The organism is Lapillicoccus sp., assembly GCF_039935575.1.
In the GTDB taxonomy this organism is placed as follows: Bacteria; Actinomycetota; Actinomycetes; order Actinomycetales; family Dermatophilaceae; genus Lapillicoccus.
The window spans coordinates 1-17,206 of the sequence record NZ_JBDTKA010000129.1; the positions used below are offsets into that span (position 1 = coordinate 1).

At 69.2% G+C, this 17,206-nt stretch carries 16 protein-coding genes; 7 read left to right on the forward strand and 9 right to left on the reverse strand.

All coding sequences use genetic code 11. From position 1 onward, the window contains the following. From ABI385_RS15305 to ABI385_RS15315, 3 genes are all read left to right on the forward strand, one after another. Positions 1 to 1,507 (forward strand): wax ester/triacylglycerol synthase family O-acyltransferase (locus ABI385_RS15305; protein WP_348104624.1); only part of this gene is annotated, 1,507 nt, incomplete at its 5' end. A gap of 49 nt (positions 1,508 to 1,556) precedes the next feature. After that, complete coding sequence (locus ABI385_RS15310) at positions 1,557 to 2,597, forward strand: patatin-like phospholipase family protein (RefSeq protein WP_348104625.1); 1,041 nt, start codon at positions 1,557 to 1,559, stop codon at positions 2,595 to 2,597. 19 nt (positions 2,598 to 2,616) lie between these two features. Beyond that, positions 2,617 to 3,036 carry a DUF6912 family protein gene (locus tag ABI385_RS15315; RefSeq protein ID WP_348104626.1) on the forward strand — a complete coding sequence of 140 codons (420 nt, stop codon included), beginning with the start codon at positions 2,617 to 2,619 and terminating at the stop codon, positions 3,034 to 3,036. A 65-nt stretch (positions 3,037 to 3,101) separates the two neighbouring features. Here ABI385_RS15315 and ABI385_RS15320 read toward each other — a convergent pair whose 3' ends face one another. Next, positions 3,102 to 3,533 carry a hypothetical protein gene (locus ABI385_RS15320; protein ID WP_348104627.1) on the reverse strand — a complete coding sequence of 144 codons (432 nt, stop codon included), beginning with the start codon at positions 3,531 to 3,533 and terminating at the stop codon, positions 3,102 to 3,104. A gap of 137 nt (positions 3,534 to 3,670) precedes the next feature. Beyond that, positions 3,671 to 4,504, reverse strand: coding sequence for an alpha/beta hydrolase (locus ABI385_RS15325; protein WP_348104628.1), 834 nt, complete (start codon positions 4,502 to 4,504; stop codon positions 3,671 to 3,673). A gap of 88 nt (positions 4,505 to 4,592) precedes the next feature. Here ABI385_RS15325 and pruA point away from each other — a divergent pair, with 88 nt between their 5' ends. Next, the gene (pruA, locus tag ABI385_RS15330) at positions 4,593 to 6,221 is read left to right on the forward strand and encodes an L-glutamate gamma-semialdehyde dehydrogenase (RefSeq protein ID WP_348104629.1); all 1,629 of its coding nucleotides are present in this window, start codon (positions 4,593 to 4,595) and stop codon (positions 6,219 to 6,221) included. 44 nt (positions 6,222 to 6,265) lie between these two features. On the opposite strand, the gene ABI385_RS15335 is transcribed toward pruA, so the two are convergent. From ABI385_RS15335 to ABI385_RS15350, 4 genes are all read right to left on the reverse strand, one after another. Continuing rightward, on the reverse strand, positions 6,266 to 6,901 hold the full coding sequence (locus ABI385_RS15335; RefSeq protein ID WP_348104630.1) for a methyltransferase domain-containing protein: 636 nt from the start codon (positions 6,899 to 6,901) through the stop codon (positions 6,266 to 6,268). Positions 6,902 to 7,052: 151 nt separating this feature from the next. Continuing rightward, positions 7,053 to 7,544 carry a DUF2505 domain-containing protein gene (locus tag ABI385_RS15340; RefSeq protein WP_348104631.1) on the reverse strand — a complete coding sequence of 164 codons (492 nt, stop codon included), beginning with the start codon at positions 7,542 to 7,544 and terminating at the stop codon, positions 7,053 to 7,055. A 49-nt stretch (positions 7,545 to 7,593) separates the two neighbouring features. Further along, on the reverse strand, positions 7,594 to 8,109 hold the full coding sequence (locus tag ABI385_RS15345; protein ID WP_348104632.1) for a hypothetical protein: 516 nt from the start codon (positions 8,107 to 8,109) through the stop codon (positions 7,594 to 7,596). Beyond that, on the reverse strand, positions 8,106 to 8,405 hold the full coding sequence (locus ABI385_RS15350) for a hypothetical protein (RefSeq protein WP_348104633.1): 300 nt from the start codon (positions 8,403 to 8,405) through the stop codon (positions 8,106 to 8,108). Before ABI385_RS15350 ends, ABI385_RS15345 begins: the two co-directional genes overlap by 4 nt. Positions 8,406 to 8,538: 133 nt before the next feature. Here ABI385_RS15350 and ABI385_RS15355 point away from each other — a divergent pair, with 133 nt between their 5' ends. Further along, positions 8,539 to 13,476, forward strand: coding sequence for an NAD-glutamate dehydrogenase (locus ABI385_RS15355; RefSeq protein WP_348104634.1), 4,938 nt, complete (start codon positions 8,539 to 8,541; stop codon positions 13,474 to 13,476). Between the two features lie 74 nt (positions 13,477 to 13,550). Beyond that, positions 13,551 to 15,047, forward strand: coding sequence for a histidine kinase N-terminal domain-containing protein (locus ABI385_RS15360; RefSeq protein ID WP_348104635.1), 1,497 nt, complete (start codon positions 13,551 to 13,553; stop codon positions 15,045 to 15,047). Positions 15,048 to 15,097: 50 nt separating this feature from the next. Here the strand turns inward: ABI385_RS15360 and ABI385_RS15365 are convergent, their stop codons facing one another. Next, positions 15,098 to 15,346, reverse strand: a complete 249-nt coding sequence (locus ABI385_RS15365; RefSeq protein WP_348104636.1) for a WhiB family transcriptional regulator — start codon at positions 15,344 to 15,346, stop codon at positions 15,098 to 15,100. Positions 15,347 to 15,922: 576 nt separating this feature from the next. On the opposite strand from ABI385_RS15365, the gene ABI385_RS15370 reads away from it, so the two are divergent. Then, on the forward strand, positions 15,923 to 16,348 hold the full coding sequence (locus ABI385_RS15370; RefSeq protein ID WP_348104637.1) for a hypothetical protein: 426 nt from the start codon (positions 15,923 to 15,925) through the stop codon (positions 16,346 to 16,348). Between the two features lie 4 nt (positions 16,349 to 16,352). On the opposite strand, the gene crcB is transcribed toward ABI385_RS15370, so the two are convergent. Both crcB and ABI385_RS15380 read right to left on the reverse strand, forming a co-directional pair. Next, positions 16,353 to 16,709: a fluoride efflux transporter CrcB gene (gene crcB / locus ABI385_RS15375; RefSeq protein ID WP_348104638.1), complete on the reverse strand. Its 357-nt coding sequence runs from the start codon at positions 16,707 to 16,709 to the stop codon at positions 16,353 to 16,355. Continuing rightward, positions 16,706 to 16,951, reverse strand: coding sequence for a CrcB family protein (locus tag ABI385_RS15380; RefSeq protein WP_348104639.1), 246 nt, complete (start codon positions 16,949 to 16,951; stop codon positions 16,706 to 16,708). The genes crcB and ABI385_RS15380 overlap by 4 nt, the downstream gene beginning before the upstream one ends. Between the last annotated feature and the right edge of the window lie 255 nt (positions 16,952 to 17,206).

The window sequence follows — 17,206 nt, forward strand, 5'->3', positions numbered from 1 at the left end:
GGTCTGCGACGATATGCGGGTGTCGGATCGGCTGAGTTCCCTCGACGCGTCGCTCCTCTACCTCGAGGAGCCGACGACAATGATGCACGTCGGGTCGGTGATGGTCTTCGACGAGCCGGCCGGGAGCCGGCGGGGTGAGGAGACGGGGTTCGGCTACGAGGATCTGGTGACCCTCATCTCACGACGGATCGCCCACCTGCCGCGCTATCGGCAGAGGGTCCGTGAGGTGCCCGGGCGGTTGGCCAACCCCGTCTGGGTCGACGACGAGACCTTCGACATCTCCTACCACGTACGCCAGTCGGCGCTGCCGCGGCCGGGCACCGACGAGCAGCTCGAGGACTTCGTTGCACGCATCCAGCAGCGTCAGCTCGACCGTCGCCGGCCCTTGTGGGAGGTCTACCTCGTCGAGGGTCTCGAGCACGACCGGTTCGCCCTGGTGACCAAGACCCATCACGCGCTGGTCGACGGCGCGGTGGCCCTGGACATCGCCCAGCTGATCGTCAAGGAGACTGCGGGCGACGAACCCGAGGTGATCGACACCTGGGTCGCGAGACCGGAGCCCAGTGATGTGCAGCTCGTCGCCAACGCGCTGACCGACGCGGTGTTCATGCCCGGGCAGGTCGTCGACTCGGTGCGCGAAGGTCTCGACGAGGCTCAGGACGTAGCGGGACGGATCCTCAAGGGCGTCGGCTCCCTGGTCTCGACGGTCGCGCGCGGTGCCGCCCGACCAGCCCCGACCTCGCCGCTCAACGTCGAGATCGGCTCTGCACGCCGGTTTGTCATGGTCGGCACCGACCTCGACGACTATCGCAAGGTGCGCGCGCGGCTGACCCGGGGTGCCTACGCCGACGACGTGAGCATCAACGACGTCGTGCTCGCGACGGTGGCCGGCGCCTTCCGGGCCTGGCTGTTGACTCGCGGCGAACCCGTCACCAGCGCTGCCGTCGTGCGGGCGATGGTGCCGGTGAGCATCGACCCCAGCATCGACCCCAAAATCGACCCCAAAATCGACTCTGACGGGCTCGAGCCGAGCCAGTCGTCCGAGCACCGGCTGACCGCGTGCTTCGTCGACCTGCCGGTGGGGGAGCCCGGTGCGTCGATGCGGCTGCACCAGATCGCCTTCTCGATGCGCCAGCAGATGGAGGGCGGTCAGGCGGTCAGTGCCGAGCGGCTCGTCGGGCTGGCCGGGTTCGCCCCGCCGACCCTGCACTCGCTCGGTGCGCGCCTCGGCAACGCCATGTCTCGGCGGCTTTTCAACGTCATCATCACCAACGTCCCTGGGCCACAGACGACGCTGTATGCCGGGTCGGCGCCGATGCTGTCGACCTACCCGGTCATCCCGCTCGCCAAGTCCCAGGCGCTCTCGATCGGGCTGACCTCCTACGACGGTGGGGTCTACTTCGGGCTCAACGGCGACCGCGACGCGATGCCGGACCTCGAGGTGCTGGGGCAGTGCCTGGTCGACGCGTTGGCGGAGCTGACTGACGGCGGGGACGGAAGCCGTTGAGAGCCGACGACAGACGACACGGGTCCGACAGAGCAGAAGTGGTGACGCGATGACGCGCAGGGGACTCGTCCTCGGCGGAGGGGGCGTGCTCGGGGCGGCCTGGATGGTCGGGGCGCTCAGTGCGCTCGAGGAGCACCTGGGCGTGGATGTCCGCAGCTGCGACGAGTTCGTCGGGACGTCTGCTGGGTCGGTGCTGGCTGCGCTGCTCACTGCCGGTGTCGGTGTCGGCGAGCTGCGTACCCACCAGCTGACCGGTCGCGTCGACGTCGGCCCGCTCGCTGGCTACGAGTGGGAGTACGAGGAAAGCACCGGCGGTGACCGGCCGCCCGCCCCGAAAGCAGGTTTCGGATCACCGGTGTTGCTGCGCAAGGGTATTCGTGAGCTGCGGCAGCTGCCGCCCACGGCTGTCCTCGCCGCCTTGATGCCAGAAGGGCGTGGCCGCCTGGATAGCGTCGGGGCAATGATCAGGCACGTCGTCGGCGACGGGTGGGTGGGTCGCGACGGCCTGACCGCGGTGGCGCTGGACTACGACTCAGGACAGCGGGTGGCGTTCGGGCGAGAGGGCGCACCGGCCGCGTCGACGGCCGACGCGGTGATGGCGTCGTGCGCGATCCCCGGCTGGTACCAGCCGGTGCGGATCGGGGAGCACCGCTACATCGACGGTGGCACCTGGTCGTCCACCAACATCGACCTGATGACCGGCCTCGGGCTGGACGAGGTGTATGTGCTCGCGCCGCAGGTGTCGTTCGACCTGGATGCTCCGCGGGACGTGGTGACGCGCCTCGAACGGCAGTGGCGGGCCCGCGTGACCAAGAAGGCGCTCGCCGAGCTCGCCGTGGTGCACGCCGAAGGGACCGAGGTGACGATCATCGGTCCCGGACGTGAGGACCTCGAGGTGATCGGCGGCAACCTCATGGACGTCGGGCGGCGCCCCAACGTCATCGAGACCTCGCTGCGCACCTCCCGGGTCGCTCTCGCCGACCCTGCTCCTGCCCCGGTCGCACCCGACACCTCCCACCTGGGACTCGACGACAGCGGACCACTCGAACCGTCGGCCACGGTGGATGCCGATGCCGTCGCTCAGTCCTGACCGGGGATAGGAGCTTCTCGTGCAACAACGGATCTACGTCCCGGTCACGCGACGGACGCTGATGTCCCTACGCGCGGGAGCCGGGTTGACGGGTACGCCGCTGCTGGCCTTCGCGGTGACCGAGGGTCTGCGCCGGGACAACCCGGGTGCCGACGAGGAGCAGCTGGAGTACCTCGCCTTTGCCCAAGCCGTAGCCGCCGCGCCCGGCGAGCAACGCGTCGTCGCGGCGGCCGACGTCGATGCGGATATCGTCGCGATCGTCTCCGAAGCGGACGTCCCGGCGAGGTCGAGCGCGGTCCGGGTTGCGGACTCGGTGCCGTTGCGGCTGCTGGCCTCCTTGCATGTCGAGGAGTCTCCGCGCGCCCACGGGTCCGAGCCTGGCGAGCTCCTGTGGTACGACGCCACGGAGATCGACACCGTGGTGGACCTGCTCGCCTGAGCACGGCTCGGGTCGGTGCGCGGGGCGTCACCCCGACGCGCGTCGCCCCGGCGCGACAGCCGGCCCTACCGCTGGCCGAGTGAGGCCGAGCCCGCCCACGCGATGGAGTCGTTCGGCTGCGGACCGCGCCAGGGGTCCTTGAAGTGCCCGCAGCGGGTGCAGAACCGGCTCGTGATCCGGAGATTCTGCGAAGTATCGTGCACGGTGACGTAGCGATGCAGCCGGAGTCTGCACAGCAGTGGTACGGCGGCCCGCAGCCCATGTACGAGACCCAGCACGTTGGCCGCATAGTGCATCGCGTGAGCCGGGTCGGCGGCCAGGCCAGCTCGCCACGTTGCGGCGTACCTCGCGCGAGAGCCGACGGGGAGAGCCTGGACGGCGAGCTGGCACAGGGCCTCTGCCCGTCGGGTCTGCCAGGTGGACGTCGAGTCCTGGCTGCGGGGGTCCTGGTCTGGCGAGCCCTCGCTCGGCGAGTCCTGGGGCGCTTTGCTGCTCATGTCGCTTCTTCCACCGATCGAAGCAGCGTCAGTCTGACTGCCGTTCGATCATTACCCAAGACTACGCCTGACGTCGAAGGCCCCTCCGGGTCCCGGCTCCCCCGGGGGTCAGGATCCCAGCCAGGTCACCGTCGTGCTCACAAGCGGAACTGGGCCTCGAGCCACGGGTCGACGACGGCGTGAAAGCCGTCGGCCCGGTCGCGTCTGACGCAGTGGCCGGCCTTCTTGACGACCTCGAAGGACAAGCAGGGGTTCTCCAAATCCCGCAGCGCCGTGAAGTACTCGCCGCGCACCACCTCCGCCCGGGCCCCGGTGACAACGAGCGTGGGCACGGAGATCTTCGACGCGACCTTCAACCTGGGGGTCGCCACGGTGATGACCGGTTCGGCCAACATCCGGGTGTCGGTCTCGAGCTTGGCGTCCAGCCAAGGGGCGTACTCGGAGCTCGGCCAGCTGGGGGCTTCGCGCTTTTGCCGTTTGAGCGCCCGTTTGGGTTTGTGCCGGATGTCTTGGTCCCCGGCCACTCGCTCCTTGGCCTGCTCCTTGGGGACTGAACCCTTCGCATAGTCGTCGCGCGCACCGAGCGCCGGGTCCTCCAGGACGAGGGCCGTAACCAGATCGGGCCGGTGCCAGCCGACGGCGGCGGCAGTACCGCCGCCCATCGAGTGGCCGACCAGGATTGGGCGCGAGATCCCTTCGGCGGCAAGGGTTTCCAGCAGATCCACCGCATCCGCATACATTGTCTCGCCGACGCCGGCGGCCAGCTCGCCCTTGGTGAACCGCTCGGACTCGCCGTGGCCACGAGCGTCCCAGGCCAGCACCCGGTAGGCCTTCTTCCACCTCCGGACCGCGTCCGGCCAGCACCGACCCGAGTCGGCCAAACCGTGCATGAGCAACAGTGTCGGCGCAGACTGGCCGGAGCGCCCGAACCGGTGCAGGGTGAGGTCCTCGCTGGGGTGGTCGGACGGCATACGTGAAACCATAGGGCCGCAGCCAGGCGGCTGGGCACCGCCTGGCCTACTCGGTGCGCCCGACCTGCTGTCACCCGAAGGAGACCCGATGGACGCTGTCACCTCAGTACCGACACCACGGAACGAGACCGTCCTCGACTACGCACCAGGCAGCGCGGAGCGAGCCGGGCTCGAGGTGGCTCTGGCTCAGCTGGGGAGCGTGCGGCACGACCTGCCGCACACGATTGCGGGACGCCGTGTCATGGGTGGGGGCCGGAAGTTCGACGTGCGCCAACCCCACGCTCGACGCAAGATCCTCGGGACGTTGAAGAACGCGACGCTGGCCGATGCGAGTGCTGCCGTTGAGGCGGCCAAAGCGGCGGCGCCGGGGTGGCGGGCCCTGTCGTTCGACGACCGCGCGGCGATCCTGCTCAAGGCTGCGGAGCTACTTTCCGGTCCGTGGCGGGCCAGGCTCAACGCCGCGACGATGCTCGGCCAGAGCAAGACGTGCTACCAGGCCGAGATCGACGCGGCGTGCGAGCTCATCGACTTCTGGCGGATCAACGTGAGCTTCGCTCGCGACATCCTCGCCGAGCAACCCCCGCTTAACGCGAAGGGGGTGTGGAACCGCACGGACCACCGGCCGTTGGAGGGGTTCGTCTACGCGATCACCCCGTTCAACTTCACGGCGATCGCGGGCAACCTGCCGACCGCACCGGCGCTGATGGGCAACACGGTGGTCTGGAAGCCGTCGCCCACCCAGCAGCTCGCGGCTCAGGTCACCATGGAGCTGTTGGAGGCAGCCGGTATGCCTCCCGGCGTCATCAACATGGTGACCGGCGACGGGCTCAACGTGTCGAAGGTGGCGCTCGCCGACGCGGACCTCGCCGGCATCCACTTCACCGGGTCGACGCCGACGTTCCAGCGGCTGTGGGCCGAAGTCGGCGCCAACCTGCCCCGCTACCGCACCTATCCGCGGATGGTCGGTGAGACCGGTGGCAAGGACTTCGTGGTGGCCCACCCGTCGGCCGACCCCGATGTACTGCGAACCGCGTTGATACGTGGGTCTTTCGAGTACCAGGGGCAGAAGTGCTCGGCGGCTTCGCGCGCTTATGTCCCGGCGTCGGTGTGGAAGCAGATCAAGGGTGACCTCGTCGACATCACCAACGGGCTACCCCAGGGTGACGTGACCGACTTCTCCAACTTCATGGGTGCGGTGATCGACGACCGCTCGTTCGCGAAGAACGCTGCGGCGATCGACCGGGCCAAGTCCGCGGCCAAGGTCAAGGTCATCGCCGGGGGGACGTATGACGACAGCGAGGGCTGGTTCGTCCGGCCGACCGTACTGGAGTCGAGCGACCCGACGGACGAGTCTTTCCGGACCGAGTACTTCGGCCCGATCCTGTCGGTGTACGTCTATCCCGACGCGAGGTACCACGCGACCCTCGACCAGATGGAGTCCTTTGCGCCCTACGGGCTGACCGGGTCGATCATTGCGCAGGACCGCGTGGCGATCGCGGACGCGACGGAGCGGCTTCGTTTCGCTGCCGGCAACTTCTACGTCAACGACAAGCCGACCGGTGCAGTGGTGGGGCAGCAGCCGTTCGGAGGGGGCCGCGCCTCGGGCACCAACGACAAGGCCGGCGCAGCCCAGAACCTGTTGCGGTGGACCAGCGCCCGGTCCATCAAAGAGACGTTCGTGCCCGCGACCCACCACGCATACCCGCACATGGCGTAGCTGCAGCGGCGGGTTGGCGCAGTCCACGATGGGCGGCGGGCAGGTCAGGAGCGTCGGGCGACGACGGCGTAGAGGGGGTCGCCCCGGTAGTACGCCGGGTCCGGGGTCCGGCGGCTGGTCTGTGGTTCGTCGAAGCCTCCCGCTCGACGCAGGTAGTCCGCAACGATGGCCGTGTGTGCCGGGTCGTCGGTGGCCAGCCAGCCGTGGATCGCCTTGGTGGGGAAACAGCGGTTGGAGAAGGTGATGACCACGGTCCCCCCGGGTCGCAGCACCCGCGCGGTCTCGGCCAACACCTCGATCGGGCGGACCAGGTAGTCCACCGACACGCAGCACAGCGCCGCGTCGAAGGAGGCGTCGGGGAAAGGCAGTCTCGGGTCGACGTTGAGGTCGCGCACCACCCGGTCCGTGGCCAGCGGGTTGGCGTCCAGCTCGGCCGCGTTCATCCCGACGACCACGAGCTCACCGGGAGGTCGGCGCAGGTGTGAGACCCAGGACGACATCAGGTCGAGGACCCGCTGCTGGGGTGCGTCCACCCCGAGCTCGGTGTAGAGTCCGCCCACCGCGGCGATGGCGCCCGCGTCGATGTGCGTGACCAGCCGTGGCACGTCGTAGAAGTCGCCGTCCGGGGTGGGGTCGTCACGGTCGAAGAACCACTCGGGGTATGCGGTGGGTTGGCTCACCCACCCATCAGAACACTGTCGGATGTGCCCCGCTGAGCCGATGCCGACTGATGTTGGTGCCGGTGCGCCATGGTGGTCATTCCCGTTACGGCCGAAAGTCGGCGTTCCGGCACCTATATCGGCCGGTTCATCGGATATCGGCCGAAGAAGGTCAGCGGGTCAGCCAGGTCCGGCCGATCTCCTGCTCCTTGTCGACGGCGGCAACGACCCAGGGCTCGGCCGTCTTCTCGATTGTGCCGCCGAGCAGCGGGATGCGGGCCTTGAGGTCGCCGTTGATCTCCATCTGAGTGCCCACGCCGCCGGCCATCATCGAGATGGTGCCCTGCATACCGACCGGGGCGTCGCCGATGCCGATCACTATCGTCCCGGTACGCGAACCATCCATCGACGCGCGGCTCCAGATGACCGTCTCGGTGATCGCAAGCTTGGGCCCGATCATCGACTTCGCAAAGTCTGGGAACCCGTCGGTGGACACGACCCGGCGTGTGACGATCTCGGTCTGCTCACCCTTAGGGGTGACGGACTCGGTGTGCGACAGGGGATGCATCGCCTCGCACTTGGCGGCCTGGAACTCCGGGTCCGCCAGCATCGCGAAGACGGCCTCCGGGCTGGCGGCGTACTCGTAGGACTTCTGGATCCGCATGTTGCTCACCGTAGCGAATGGGTTACCACCGGACGTCACAGGGAACCCCTCACCGACCGAGGCCGGCGCGTCCCGTGTCCGCCGCCAGGGCCAGGGCCGCCGTGCCGTCCCGCATCGCGTGCTGCAGGACCCCCCTGGCCCGCCCGAGCTGGCTGGCCAGCCGGTCCGCCCACTGCTGCAGCTCGGGTAGCACGCGATGCCGACGCTCGGCGAGCTCGGTGCTGAGGACCCCCCACGGCTCGACGACGCGCAGCCCGTCGAGCTCGAGACCGGCCGCCCGTGCCGCGTCCTCGAGGCGGCGGACGGCCTCGACCACCTCGGCCAGGTCCTGGGCATATCGCTGCAGGCAGGCCCCCGCCTCGTCCAGCCGGTCGATCGTCGTGTCGAGCAGCGCGAGGTATGCCTGCGCCGGCCCGGTGAGTGCAGGCTCGAGTCGCCCTCCCGCGGATCCTTGCAACCGCTCGGCGAGCTCTTGGCGCTGGGGCAGCAGCTGCGCCGCATGCGAGCGCAGCGAGCCACCGAGCTCCGAGCAGGAGGCCGGGTCGCCGACGACGGCGTCGATCACCTAACCCTCCTCGTATGCGCCGTGGAGGACGCGCTGGAGGGTGGGGTGGGGGAGTTGCCGGCGGCGTCGGGGGCCGGCGCCGCGCCGGCGACCCGGAGTGTCTCGAGGGCCAGTGTCTCGAGCGCCCGGAGCGCGTCGGCCGCCTGCTCGACGAAGTCGTCTACCGAACGCCCGGTGACGTGGTCACCGGTGTCGGGGAGGTGGCCGAGGACGTCCTCGGCCACCGCCGCTGCCGACCGGCGCACCCCGTCGACCACGCGAACCAGACCGGCCACCCCCGCCGCCGACGTCGTCACCGCTCCAGGGTAGGCAACCCGGTCCCGACAGGCCGGTAGTTGTCCACCGCCACGGCGCAGTCTGGCTCGAGATCGAGGGAGGGATATGGTCGAAGAGGCACTCGACGTTGCGTGCCGTGTTCACGAGCAAAGGATGACAAGTCACGTGTCGGCGTCGCTCGAGCAGTCCCGGACCACCCAGCTCAGAGCCGCGGCGGACAACGCGCGCGACGCGCTCGACTCGGACCACGGCGAGGTCGTGGCGTTCCTCGAGCTGTTCTACCGGCACGTGGCCACCGAGGACCTACTCGCGCGCGAGCCCGTCGACCTTCTGGGTGCAGCGCTCGCGGAGAAGCGGCTCGCGCGGGACCGCGCGGTCGGCACCGCCAACGTCGCGGTGCACAACCCCGTCGCCGACGTCGACGGCTGGAGGAGCGGGCACACCATCGTGCAGGTCGTCACCGACGACATGCCGTTCCTCGTCGACTCGGTGAGCGCGGAGCTCACGTCCGAGGGGTTCGGCATCTACCTCGTCGTCCACCCGCAGCTCGTGGTGAGCCGCGACGCCGTCGGCACGCTGCAGGAGGTCCTCCCCGGCGACACCGTCCCCGACGGCTCGTTCGGGGTGGGCATCGAGTCCTGGATGCACCTCGAGATCGACCTGGTGAGCGGAGCCGACGAGCGCGACGCGCTCTCGGTCCGGCTGCGCGAGGTCCTCGGCAACGTCCGCGACGCCGTCGAGGACTGGGACAAGATGCGCTCGAACTGCCGCGCCGTCGCGGCCGAGCTGCGCGACGACCCGCCTGCGTCGATCGACCACGAAGAAGTCGTCTCGACAATGAGGTTCCTCGACTGGCTCGCCGCGAACCACTTCACCTTCCTCGGCTACCGCGAGTATGTCCTCCGCGTTCCCAGCGGCCCCCACACGACCGACTCGCGGGCCACCGCCCTCGACGCGGTCCCGGGAACCGGTCTCGGGATCCTGCGCTACGACCAGCCCAGCTCACGGTCGTTCGCGCGGCTGACCCCCTCTGCGCAGGCCAAGGCCCGCGACAAGGAGCTGCTCATCATCACCAAGGCCAACTCGCGCGCCACGGTGCATCGCCCGACCTACCTCGACTATGTCGGGGTCAAGTCCTTCGACGCGCAGGGCGAGGTGACCGGCGAGCGCCGGTTCCTCGGCCTGTTCGCCTCCAGTGCCTACGCCGAGTCGATCCTCAACATCCCGATCCTCGATGACCGGGTGCGACGACTGCTGGACGAGGCGGGGTTCAGCCCCGACAGCCACTCGGGCAAAGACCTTGTCGAGGTGATGGAGAACTACCCACGGGACGAGCTGCTCCAGACCGACCCGGACGACCTGCTCGAGATCGCCACGTCCGTGCTCCACCTGCAGGAGCGGCACAAGACGCGGATGTTCCTGCGCAAGGACGTCTACGGACGGTTCATGTCGTGCCTGGTCTACCTGCCACGGGACCGCTACACGACCGCGGTGCGCCTCAAGATGGAGGCCATCCTGCGCGAGGCCTTCCATGCCGAGAGCGTCGACTACACCACCCGGGTCAGCGAGTCTGCCCTCGCCCGAGTGCATTTCGTCGTCCGCGTGCCCCGTGGGGTGACGGTTCCCGATGTCGACGTGCCCACTCTCGAGCGGCAGATCGCCGATGCGACGCGGACGTGGGACGAGGACCTCAGCGAGGCGATGCGCGACCAGCTCGGCGAGGAAGCCGGTGCGCGACTGGTCGGCCTCTACGGGCGCGCTTTCCCCGAGGCATACAAGGAGGACGTCACTCCGGGTCTCGCGGTCACCGATATCCGCCGGATCGAGATGCTGGACAGCGAAGGTGCGGTCCAGCTCGGCTTGCACCAGGGCTCCCAGGAGCCTGGCAACGAGCGGCGGCTGACGCTCTACCGGCGGCGGCCCCTGACCCTGACCCAGATCCTGCCGCTGTTCACGCACCTCGGTGTCGAAGTCGTCGACGAGCGACCCTACGAGGTCGTGCGCAGCGACGGTGTCCGCGTGTTCATCTACGACTTCGGGCTTCGGACCCGAACCTCGCAGGACTGGGGGGCGGGGGATGATCGCGACGCAAGGAAGCTGTTGTTCCAGAACGCTGTTCGCGCTGTCTGGACCGGTGTCGCCGAGTCCGACGGGTTCAATGCCCTGGTCCTTCAGGCGGGCCTGACCTGGCGGCAGGTCGTCGTGCTTCGGATGGTGGCCAAGTACCTGCGCCAGACGCGGTCCACCTTCTCGCAGGACTACATCGAGTCGGCGCTGGTCGCCAACCCCGACATCGCGAGGTCGCTCGTCGACCTCTTCGAGACCCGTTTCGACCCCAGCCGGTATGCCGGTGAGCCGGGTAGCGGGGGATCCGAGCGAGCGGCGGCCGAGCAGGAGATCGTCGACGCCGTGCACACGGCGCTGGACTCGGTGACGAGCCTCGACCAGGACCGTATCGTCCGGGCCATGCTCGGGGTCATCACCGCCGGGTTGCGCACGAACTTCTACCAGCCTGACGAGTCCGGTGGCCCGAAGTCCTACATCAGCCTCAAGCTGGACCCGCTCAAGATTCCCGAGCTCCCGGCACCGAGACCGATGTTCGAGATCTGGGTCTTCGGCCCGAGGGTCGAGGGCGTGCACCTGCGGTTCGGCAAGGTCGCCCGTGGCGGTCTGCGCTGGAGCGACCGTCGCGAGGACTTCCGGACAGAGGTACTCGGGCTCGTCAAGGCGCAGATGGTCAAGAACGCCGTCATCGTGCCGACCGGTTCCAAGGGTGGGTTCTTCGCCAAGCAGCTGCCCGACCCGACCCTCGACCGCGACGCATGGATGGCCGAGGGTGTCGCGGCATACCAGCTGTTCATCTCTGGTCTGCTCGACGTGACTGACAACCTCGTGCAGGGCGCGGCGGTCCCGCCACCGGAGGTGGTCCGGCACGACGGGGACGACCCCTATCTCGTCGTGGCTGCGGACAAGGGAACCGCGACGTTCTCCGACATCGCGAACGCCAGGGCGCAGGACTACGGCTTCTGGCTCGACGACGCGTTCGCCTCCGGTGGCTCGGCGGGTTACGACCACAAGGCCATGGGGATCACGGCCCGCGGCGCGTGGGAGTCGGTCAAGCGACACTTCCGCGAGATGGGCGTCGACACGCAGAGCGAGCCGTTCACGGTGGTGGGCGTGGGAGACATGTCCGGCGACGTTTTCGGCAACGGGATGTTGCTGTCGGAGCAGATCCGGCTCGTCGCGGCGTTCGACCACCGGCATGTGTTCGTCGACCCCACTCCAGACGCCGCGACGTCCTACGCCGAGCGGCGGCGGCTGTTCGACCTGCCCCGCTCGTCCTGGGCGGACTATGACACCTCGCTGCTCAGCACGGGCGGCGGGATCTTTCCCCGGACGCTCAAGGCCGTGCCGGTGACAGCGCAGATGGCTGAGGCGCTGGGCCTGGTGAGAGGTACCACCAGCCTGACCCCGGCCGAGCTGATCCACGCGATCCTGCTGAGCCCGGTCGACTTGCTCTGGAACGGCGGCATCGGCACCTACGTGAAGGCGAGCACCGAGTCGAATGCGGAGATCGGTGACCGCGCCAACGACGCCATTCGTGTCGACGGGAACGCCCTGCGCGTCACGGTGGTCGGCGAGGGGGGCAACCTCGGGTGCTCGCAGCTCGGGCGGATCGAGGCCTCCCTGGCCGGCGTTCGCATCAACACCGACGCGATCGACAACTCCGCCGGCGTCGACACCAGCGACCACGAGGTCAACATCAAGATCCTGCTCACGGCGCTGACCCGTGACGGCGAGATGACCTTGGACGAGCGCAACGCGTTGTTGCACTCCATGACCGACGAGGTCGCCGAGCAGGTGCTGCGCGACAACTACGAGCAGAACGTCCTGCTCGGAAACGCCCGGGCCCAGGAGTTCTCGATGCTCTCCGTCCACCAGCGGCTGATCCGCTGGTTGGAAGAGCGAGGCGACCTCGACCGCGCCCTGGAGTTCCTCCCGAGCGACTCGCAGATCGCCGATCGCAAGGCGGCCAAGCTCGGGCTGCGGTCCCCCGAGTTCAGCGTCCTGATGGCCTACGCCAAGCTCGCGCTCAAGGAAGACCTCCTGCCGTCCGGGCTTCCCGACGACCCGTGGTTCCAGCAGACGCTGACGGACTACTTCCCGGGACCGATCCGAGCGCAGTATGCCGACGAGCTCGCCTCACACCCACTGCGTCGGGAGATCATCACCAACGCCGTCGTCAACTCGATGGTCAACCGCGGCGGCATCACGTTCGCGTTCCGGGCGGCGGAGGAGACGGGAGCCGGGCCTGAGCAGATCGCCCGCGCCTTCGTGGTGTGCCGGGAGATCTTCGACTTGCCGTCCTACGTCGCCGGCGTCGAGGCACTCGACAACGTGGTGTCGACCGCGGTCCAGACGCACCTCTACCTCGAGTTCCGCCGGCTGATGGACCGGGTGGTGCGGTGGTTCCTCACGGCGCGGCCCACCAACATCGACGTGGCCGTCGAGGTCGAGCGGTTCCGTGCGCCGGTAGCCGAGTTTACTCCCGCCATCCACGAGCTGCTCCAGGGAGCCGAGCGCAAGCGGCTCGACAGACGCACCAAGGAGCTCGAGAAGCTCGGCGCACCAACGGCGTTCGCTCAGCGGGCCGCCGCACTGCTCGACCTGTTCTCGCTGCTCGACGTCGTCACCTTGGCGGAGGAGCTCAAGGTCGAGGTCAGTGACGTCGCGGGCGTCTACTACCTCACGTCGGAGCGGTTCGGGATCGACGAAATGCTGACCAGGGTCAGCCAGCTGCCGCGCGACGACCGTTGGGACTCCCTCGCCCGGGGGGCGATGCGCGACGACCTGTACGCCGTGCTCGAGTCGCTGACGCGTTCGGTCCTGCTCGCGGCAGGGCCGGGTTCCACCCGGGAGACGCCGGCAAAGCGGTTCGAGCACTGGGCCGACGCCAACCGCGACGCACTGGCCCGCGCGAATAACGCGCTGCAGGGGATCGAACGTCTCGACCACGCCGGCATCGCCGCACTGTCGGTGGCGTTGCGCTCGTTGCGGGGCGTCCTGCGTGGCGGCGGCCAGGGCGGCTGACCCTCCGGCTGGGTCGAAACGGTGTGGGCGGGGGCGAGCGGCACGCCGGACGCGGGCGGGCTACTCTCGCTCACGTGCCCACGCTCGCCGAGCTCCTCCACGAGCACTCCGAGCTCGAAGCGGCCGACGTCGAGTGGCTGCACCTGCTCGTGGGCGACTGGCAGCTGTTGTCCGACATCTCGTTCGCCGACCTCGTCCTGTGGTCACGACGTTCTCCGGTGCAGTGGCAGGCCGTCGCGCACATTCGCCCGACAACGGGCCAGATGGTCTTCTTCGAGGACCAGGTCGGCGTCAGCGCGACGCGGGCCAGAGCCGAGGTGCTCGAGCAGGCCTTCGCGGAGCGCCGCATCGTCCGCGAGCGCGACACCGAGTGGGGCGACGACCTGCCGGTGCGGGAGGAGTCCATCCCGGTCGTGCGGCGCGGCCGCTCGCTCGCGGTGATCACCCGGCATACCAACCTGTCGATGATGCGTACCCCGAGCCGCCTCGAGCTGACCTATCTCGCCACGGCCGACGCGCTGTCGCGGATGATCGCAGCCGGGGAGTTCCCGAACTCGTCGGCTCCCACCGGTATGCGGCGGGGCGCACCTCGTGCGGGCGACGGCGTCGTGCGCCTGGACTACGACGGCATCGTCACCTATGCCAGCCCCAACGCCGTCTCGGCGATCCACCGTCTCGGGTGGCCGGGCGAGGTGATGGGGGCCTCGCTGGCCCAGATCGTCACCGACGTGCTGCGGGATACCTCCCCGGTCGACGAGGGTCTGCCCCTCGTGCTCACCGGTCGACAGCCGTGGCGGACGGAGGTGAGCAACCGGGGCGCCGTCGTGTCGATGCGGGCCATCCCGCTCACCGAGGCGGGGCAGCGGTTCGGGGCGCTGCTGCTGCTGCGGGACGTCAGCGAGCTGAGACGGCGCGAGCAGGAGCTGCTCACCAAGGACGCGACGATCCGTGAGATCCACCACCGGGTCAAGAACAACCTGCAGTCGGTCGCGGCGCTGCTGCGACTCCAGGCCCGCCGGACCAACGACGAACAGGCGAGTGCGGCATTGCGCGAGGCCGAGCGACGGGTGGGGACGATCGCCCTGGTCCACGAGACCCTCAGCCAGGGGATCGACGAGACGGTCGACTTCGACGCGGTCGCCGATCAGGGCTTTCGGGCGATCACCGAGGTCACGGCCTACAACCAGCGGGTCGAGCGGCAGCGCACCGGTCAGTCGTTCGGCCGGTTGAAGGCCGAGGACGCGACCTCGCTCGCCATGATCCTCAGCGAGCTGGTGCAGAACGCGATCGAGCACGGGTTCCCCGTCGCGGCCGATGCCGCTGCGCCCGCCGGACGCGTCGGCGTCGACGTGGCACGGGAGACACTGGCATCCGGGCAGGACCGGTTGACCGTCACCATCACCGACAACGGGGTGGGGATACAAGGGGGCCGGCGTCCGGGTTCGGGCCTCGGCACGCAGATCGTCCAGTCGCTGGTCAGCGACCTGCGCGGGACCATCACCTGGGTGGACGCCCGTCCGCACGGCACGACGGTGGTCTTCACGGCCCTGCTGCGGCCGATCACGCCCTGACCGGGTCCTGCCCCCGTTCGAGGATCGTCCGGTCTCGGGTTCTCTTGTTGTCAGCCGGCGCGGCGGGCGCGGGCGTTGCGACGCTTGAGGGCGCGACGCTCGTCCTCGGACATACCGCCCCAGACGCCGGCGTCCTGACCGGACTCGAGCGCCCACTTCAAGCAGGTGTCGATGACGTCACAACGGCGGCACACGGCCTTCGCCTCTTCGATCTGGAGGATCGCCGGACCCGTGTTCCCGATGGGGAAGAATAGCTCCGGGTCTTCGTCGAGGCAGGCAGCGCGGTCGCGCCAGTCCATGAAGATCGTGCTCCTTGTCGTGCTCTGTCTCGGGCTCGGTGTGCTGACCGGGCTCTGGGTGCTGCTCGTCGGTCGTCCGGGGGTCGTAGCTCTCGCGGATGACACCGGGGAGACAGAGGAGGGGTGGTGGGGGCGGACGGTGCGGGTTTCGGTACGGGTGGTGCTGCGGGTAGTCATGTGGCCTTCGTCATCACAGTCATCGGTTTGCTCGGCGGCGGCCGGGCGGACGGACCGCCCCTGCCGGAGCATGCCCGGTCGGGCGGTGGTGAGGGGGCGACGCTGCATCCTCATCTGGTTTCGTGTGGCGCACCATCTGGGTTTCTCGTCGGTCGGCGCACGGCGGCCGGGTCGTGGGGGTCGTGCCGACCTGCTGCCGACTGCTCGGGACGAGGTCCTTGGGGGGATCCCGCTGCAGGTCGCCGGTCTGACTTCTCCGGCAACGCGCGTGGAGCCTCAGGTGTTCCACCGCCGTCCTCCAGTCTGACGGCTGAGGGCGCCGAGGGCAACCATTTCGACGTCGAAATTCTCGGCACGGGCCATATATCCGGCCTCGCGTGCCTCGCTAGGCTCGCAGACGTGACCGCAGACGGCCCAGCTGGGAACGACCGCCGGGACCCTGGAGATTCCGGCCACCCGCTGGTGGGGACCGTGTGGTCGCGGCTCGGAGGCGTCCTCTGCCTGCTCGACGCAGTCGTCCTGCTGGGTTTCGCCGCCTTCTACCTCGTGGAGCTCGCTCGGGGTCAGGGCGATGTGGCCACCGTGGTGCTGTCGGTTGCACTCATCGTCGTCGTGGCCGTGCTCCTGATGGTCCTCGCTCGCTTTTGGCTGGCCGGGTCGCGTCGCGCGAGTACCCCCACGATCGTGTGGAACCTCGTCCTGGTGCCCGTTGTCTACACCTTGTACTCCTCTGGGGACACCTTGGTAGCGAGCGCCGTCCTGGTGGTGGTGCTCATGAGTCTCGTGACCGGCGTCGGGGCGGCCGCCTCCGTCCGGGACGCATAGCACGTCAGAGCATCGACCCGAGAACCCAGCCGAGTGCCGCCAGGGCACTTCCCGCGAGCACACTGACCGCGAGGTTCAAGGCGGCATACCGGCGTGGGCTCCCCTCGAGCAACCGGACCGTCTCGAACGAGAAGGTGCTGAACGTCGTGAACGCCCCACAGAAACCGGTTCCGAGCAGGAGCACCAACGGCGCAGCGGCGGCGGCCACCACGAACCCGAGCACGAAGCAACCCGTCAGGTTGACGCACACCGTCCCCCAGGGGAACCGGCTGGGGAACCGAGCACTCACCACCCGGTCGGTCAGCCAACGCATCGGCGCACCGACGGCGGCTCCGGCCGCCACGAGCAGGGCGTCCGTCATGCCCGGCCCAGCCGTCCGAGACGCAGCCCGGCGGCGCTGGCCAGCAGGCACAGCGCGACCGTCCCGAGGAGGTATGCCGCGGCGCTCACCGGGTGGCCGCGGGCCATGAGCAGCCCGAGCAGCAGGCTGCCCGTCACGTTGGTCGACAGGGTCGCCCAGGGAAACCCGCCGCCAGCCGTGGGCAGGTGTACCGCCAGGCCAAAACGGGCGAGGGCGCCAAGGATCCCGCCCGCGGCGATCACCAGGACCAGCGTGAGCGTCGGCGGGCCGGCATCGGCCGGATTGTCGGGGTCGACCGGCAGGTCGAAGTCAGGGTCCGACGGTCTGACGGGTCTGACGGGTCGGACGGGCCGGACGGGTCTGACGGGCCGGACGGGTCTGACGGGTCTGACGTGGGTGCGAGCGTACGACCCGGGGTCGGGCGCCACCCACCGCGTCCGACGTGCTGGCAGTGCGCCGGACGGGCTGGCCGCCAGCACGTCGGAAGCCTCGCGCGA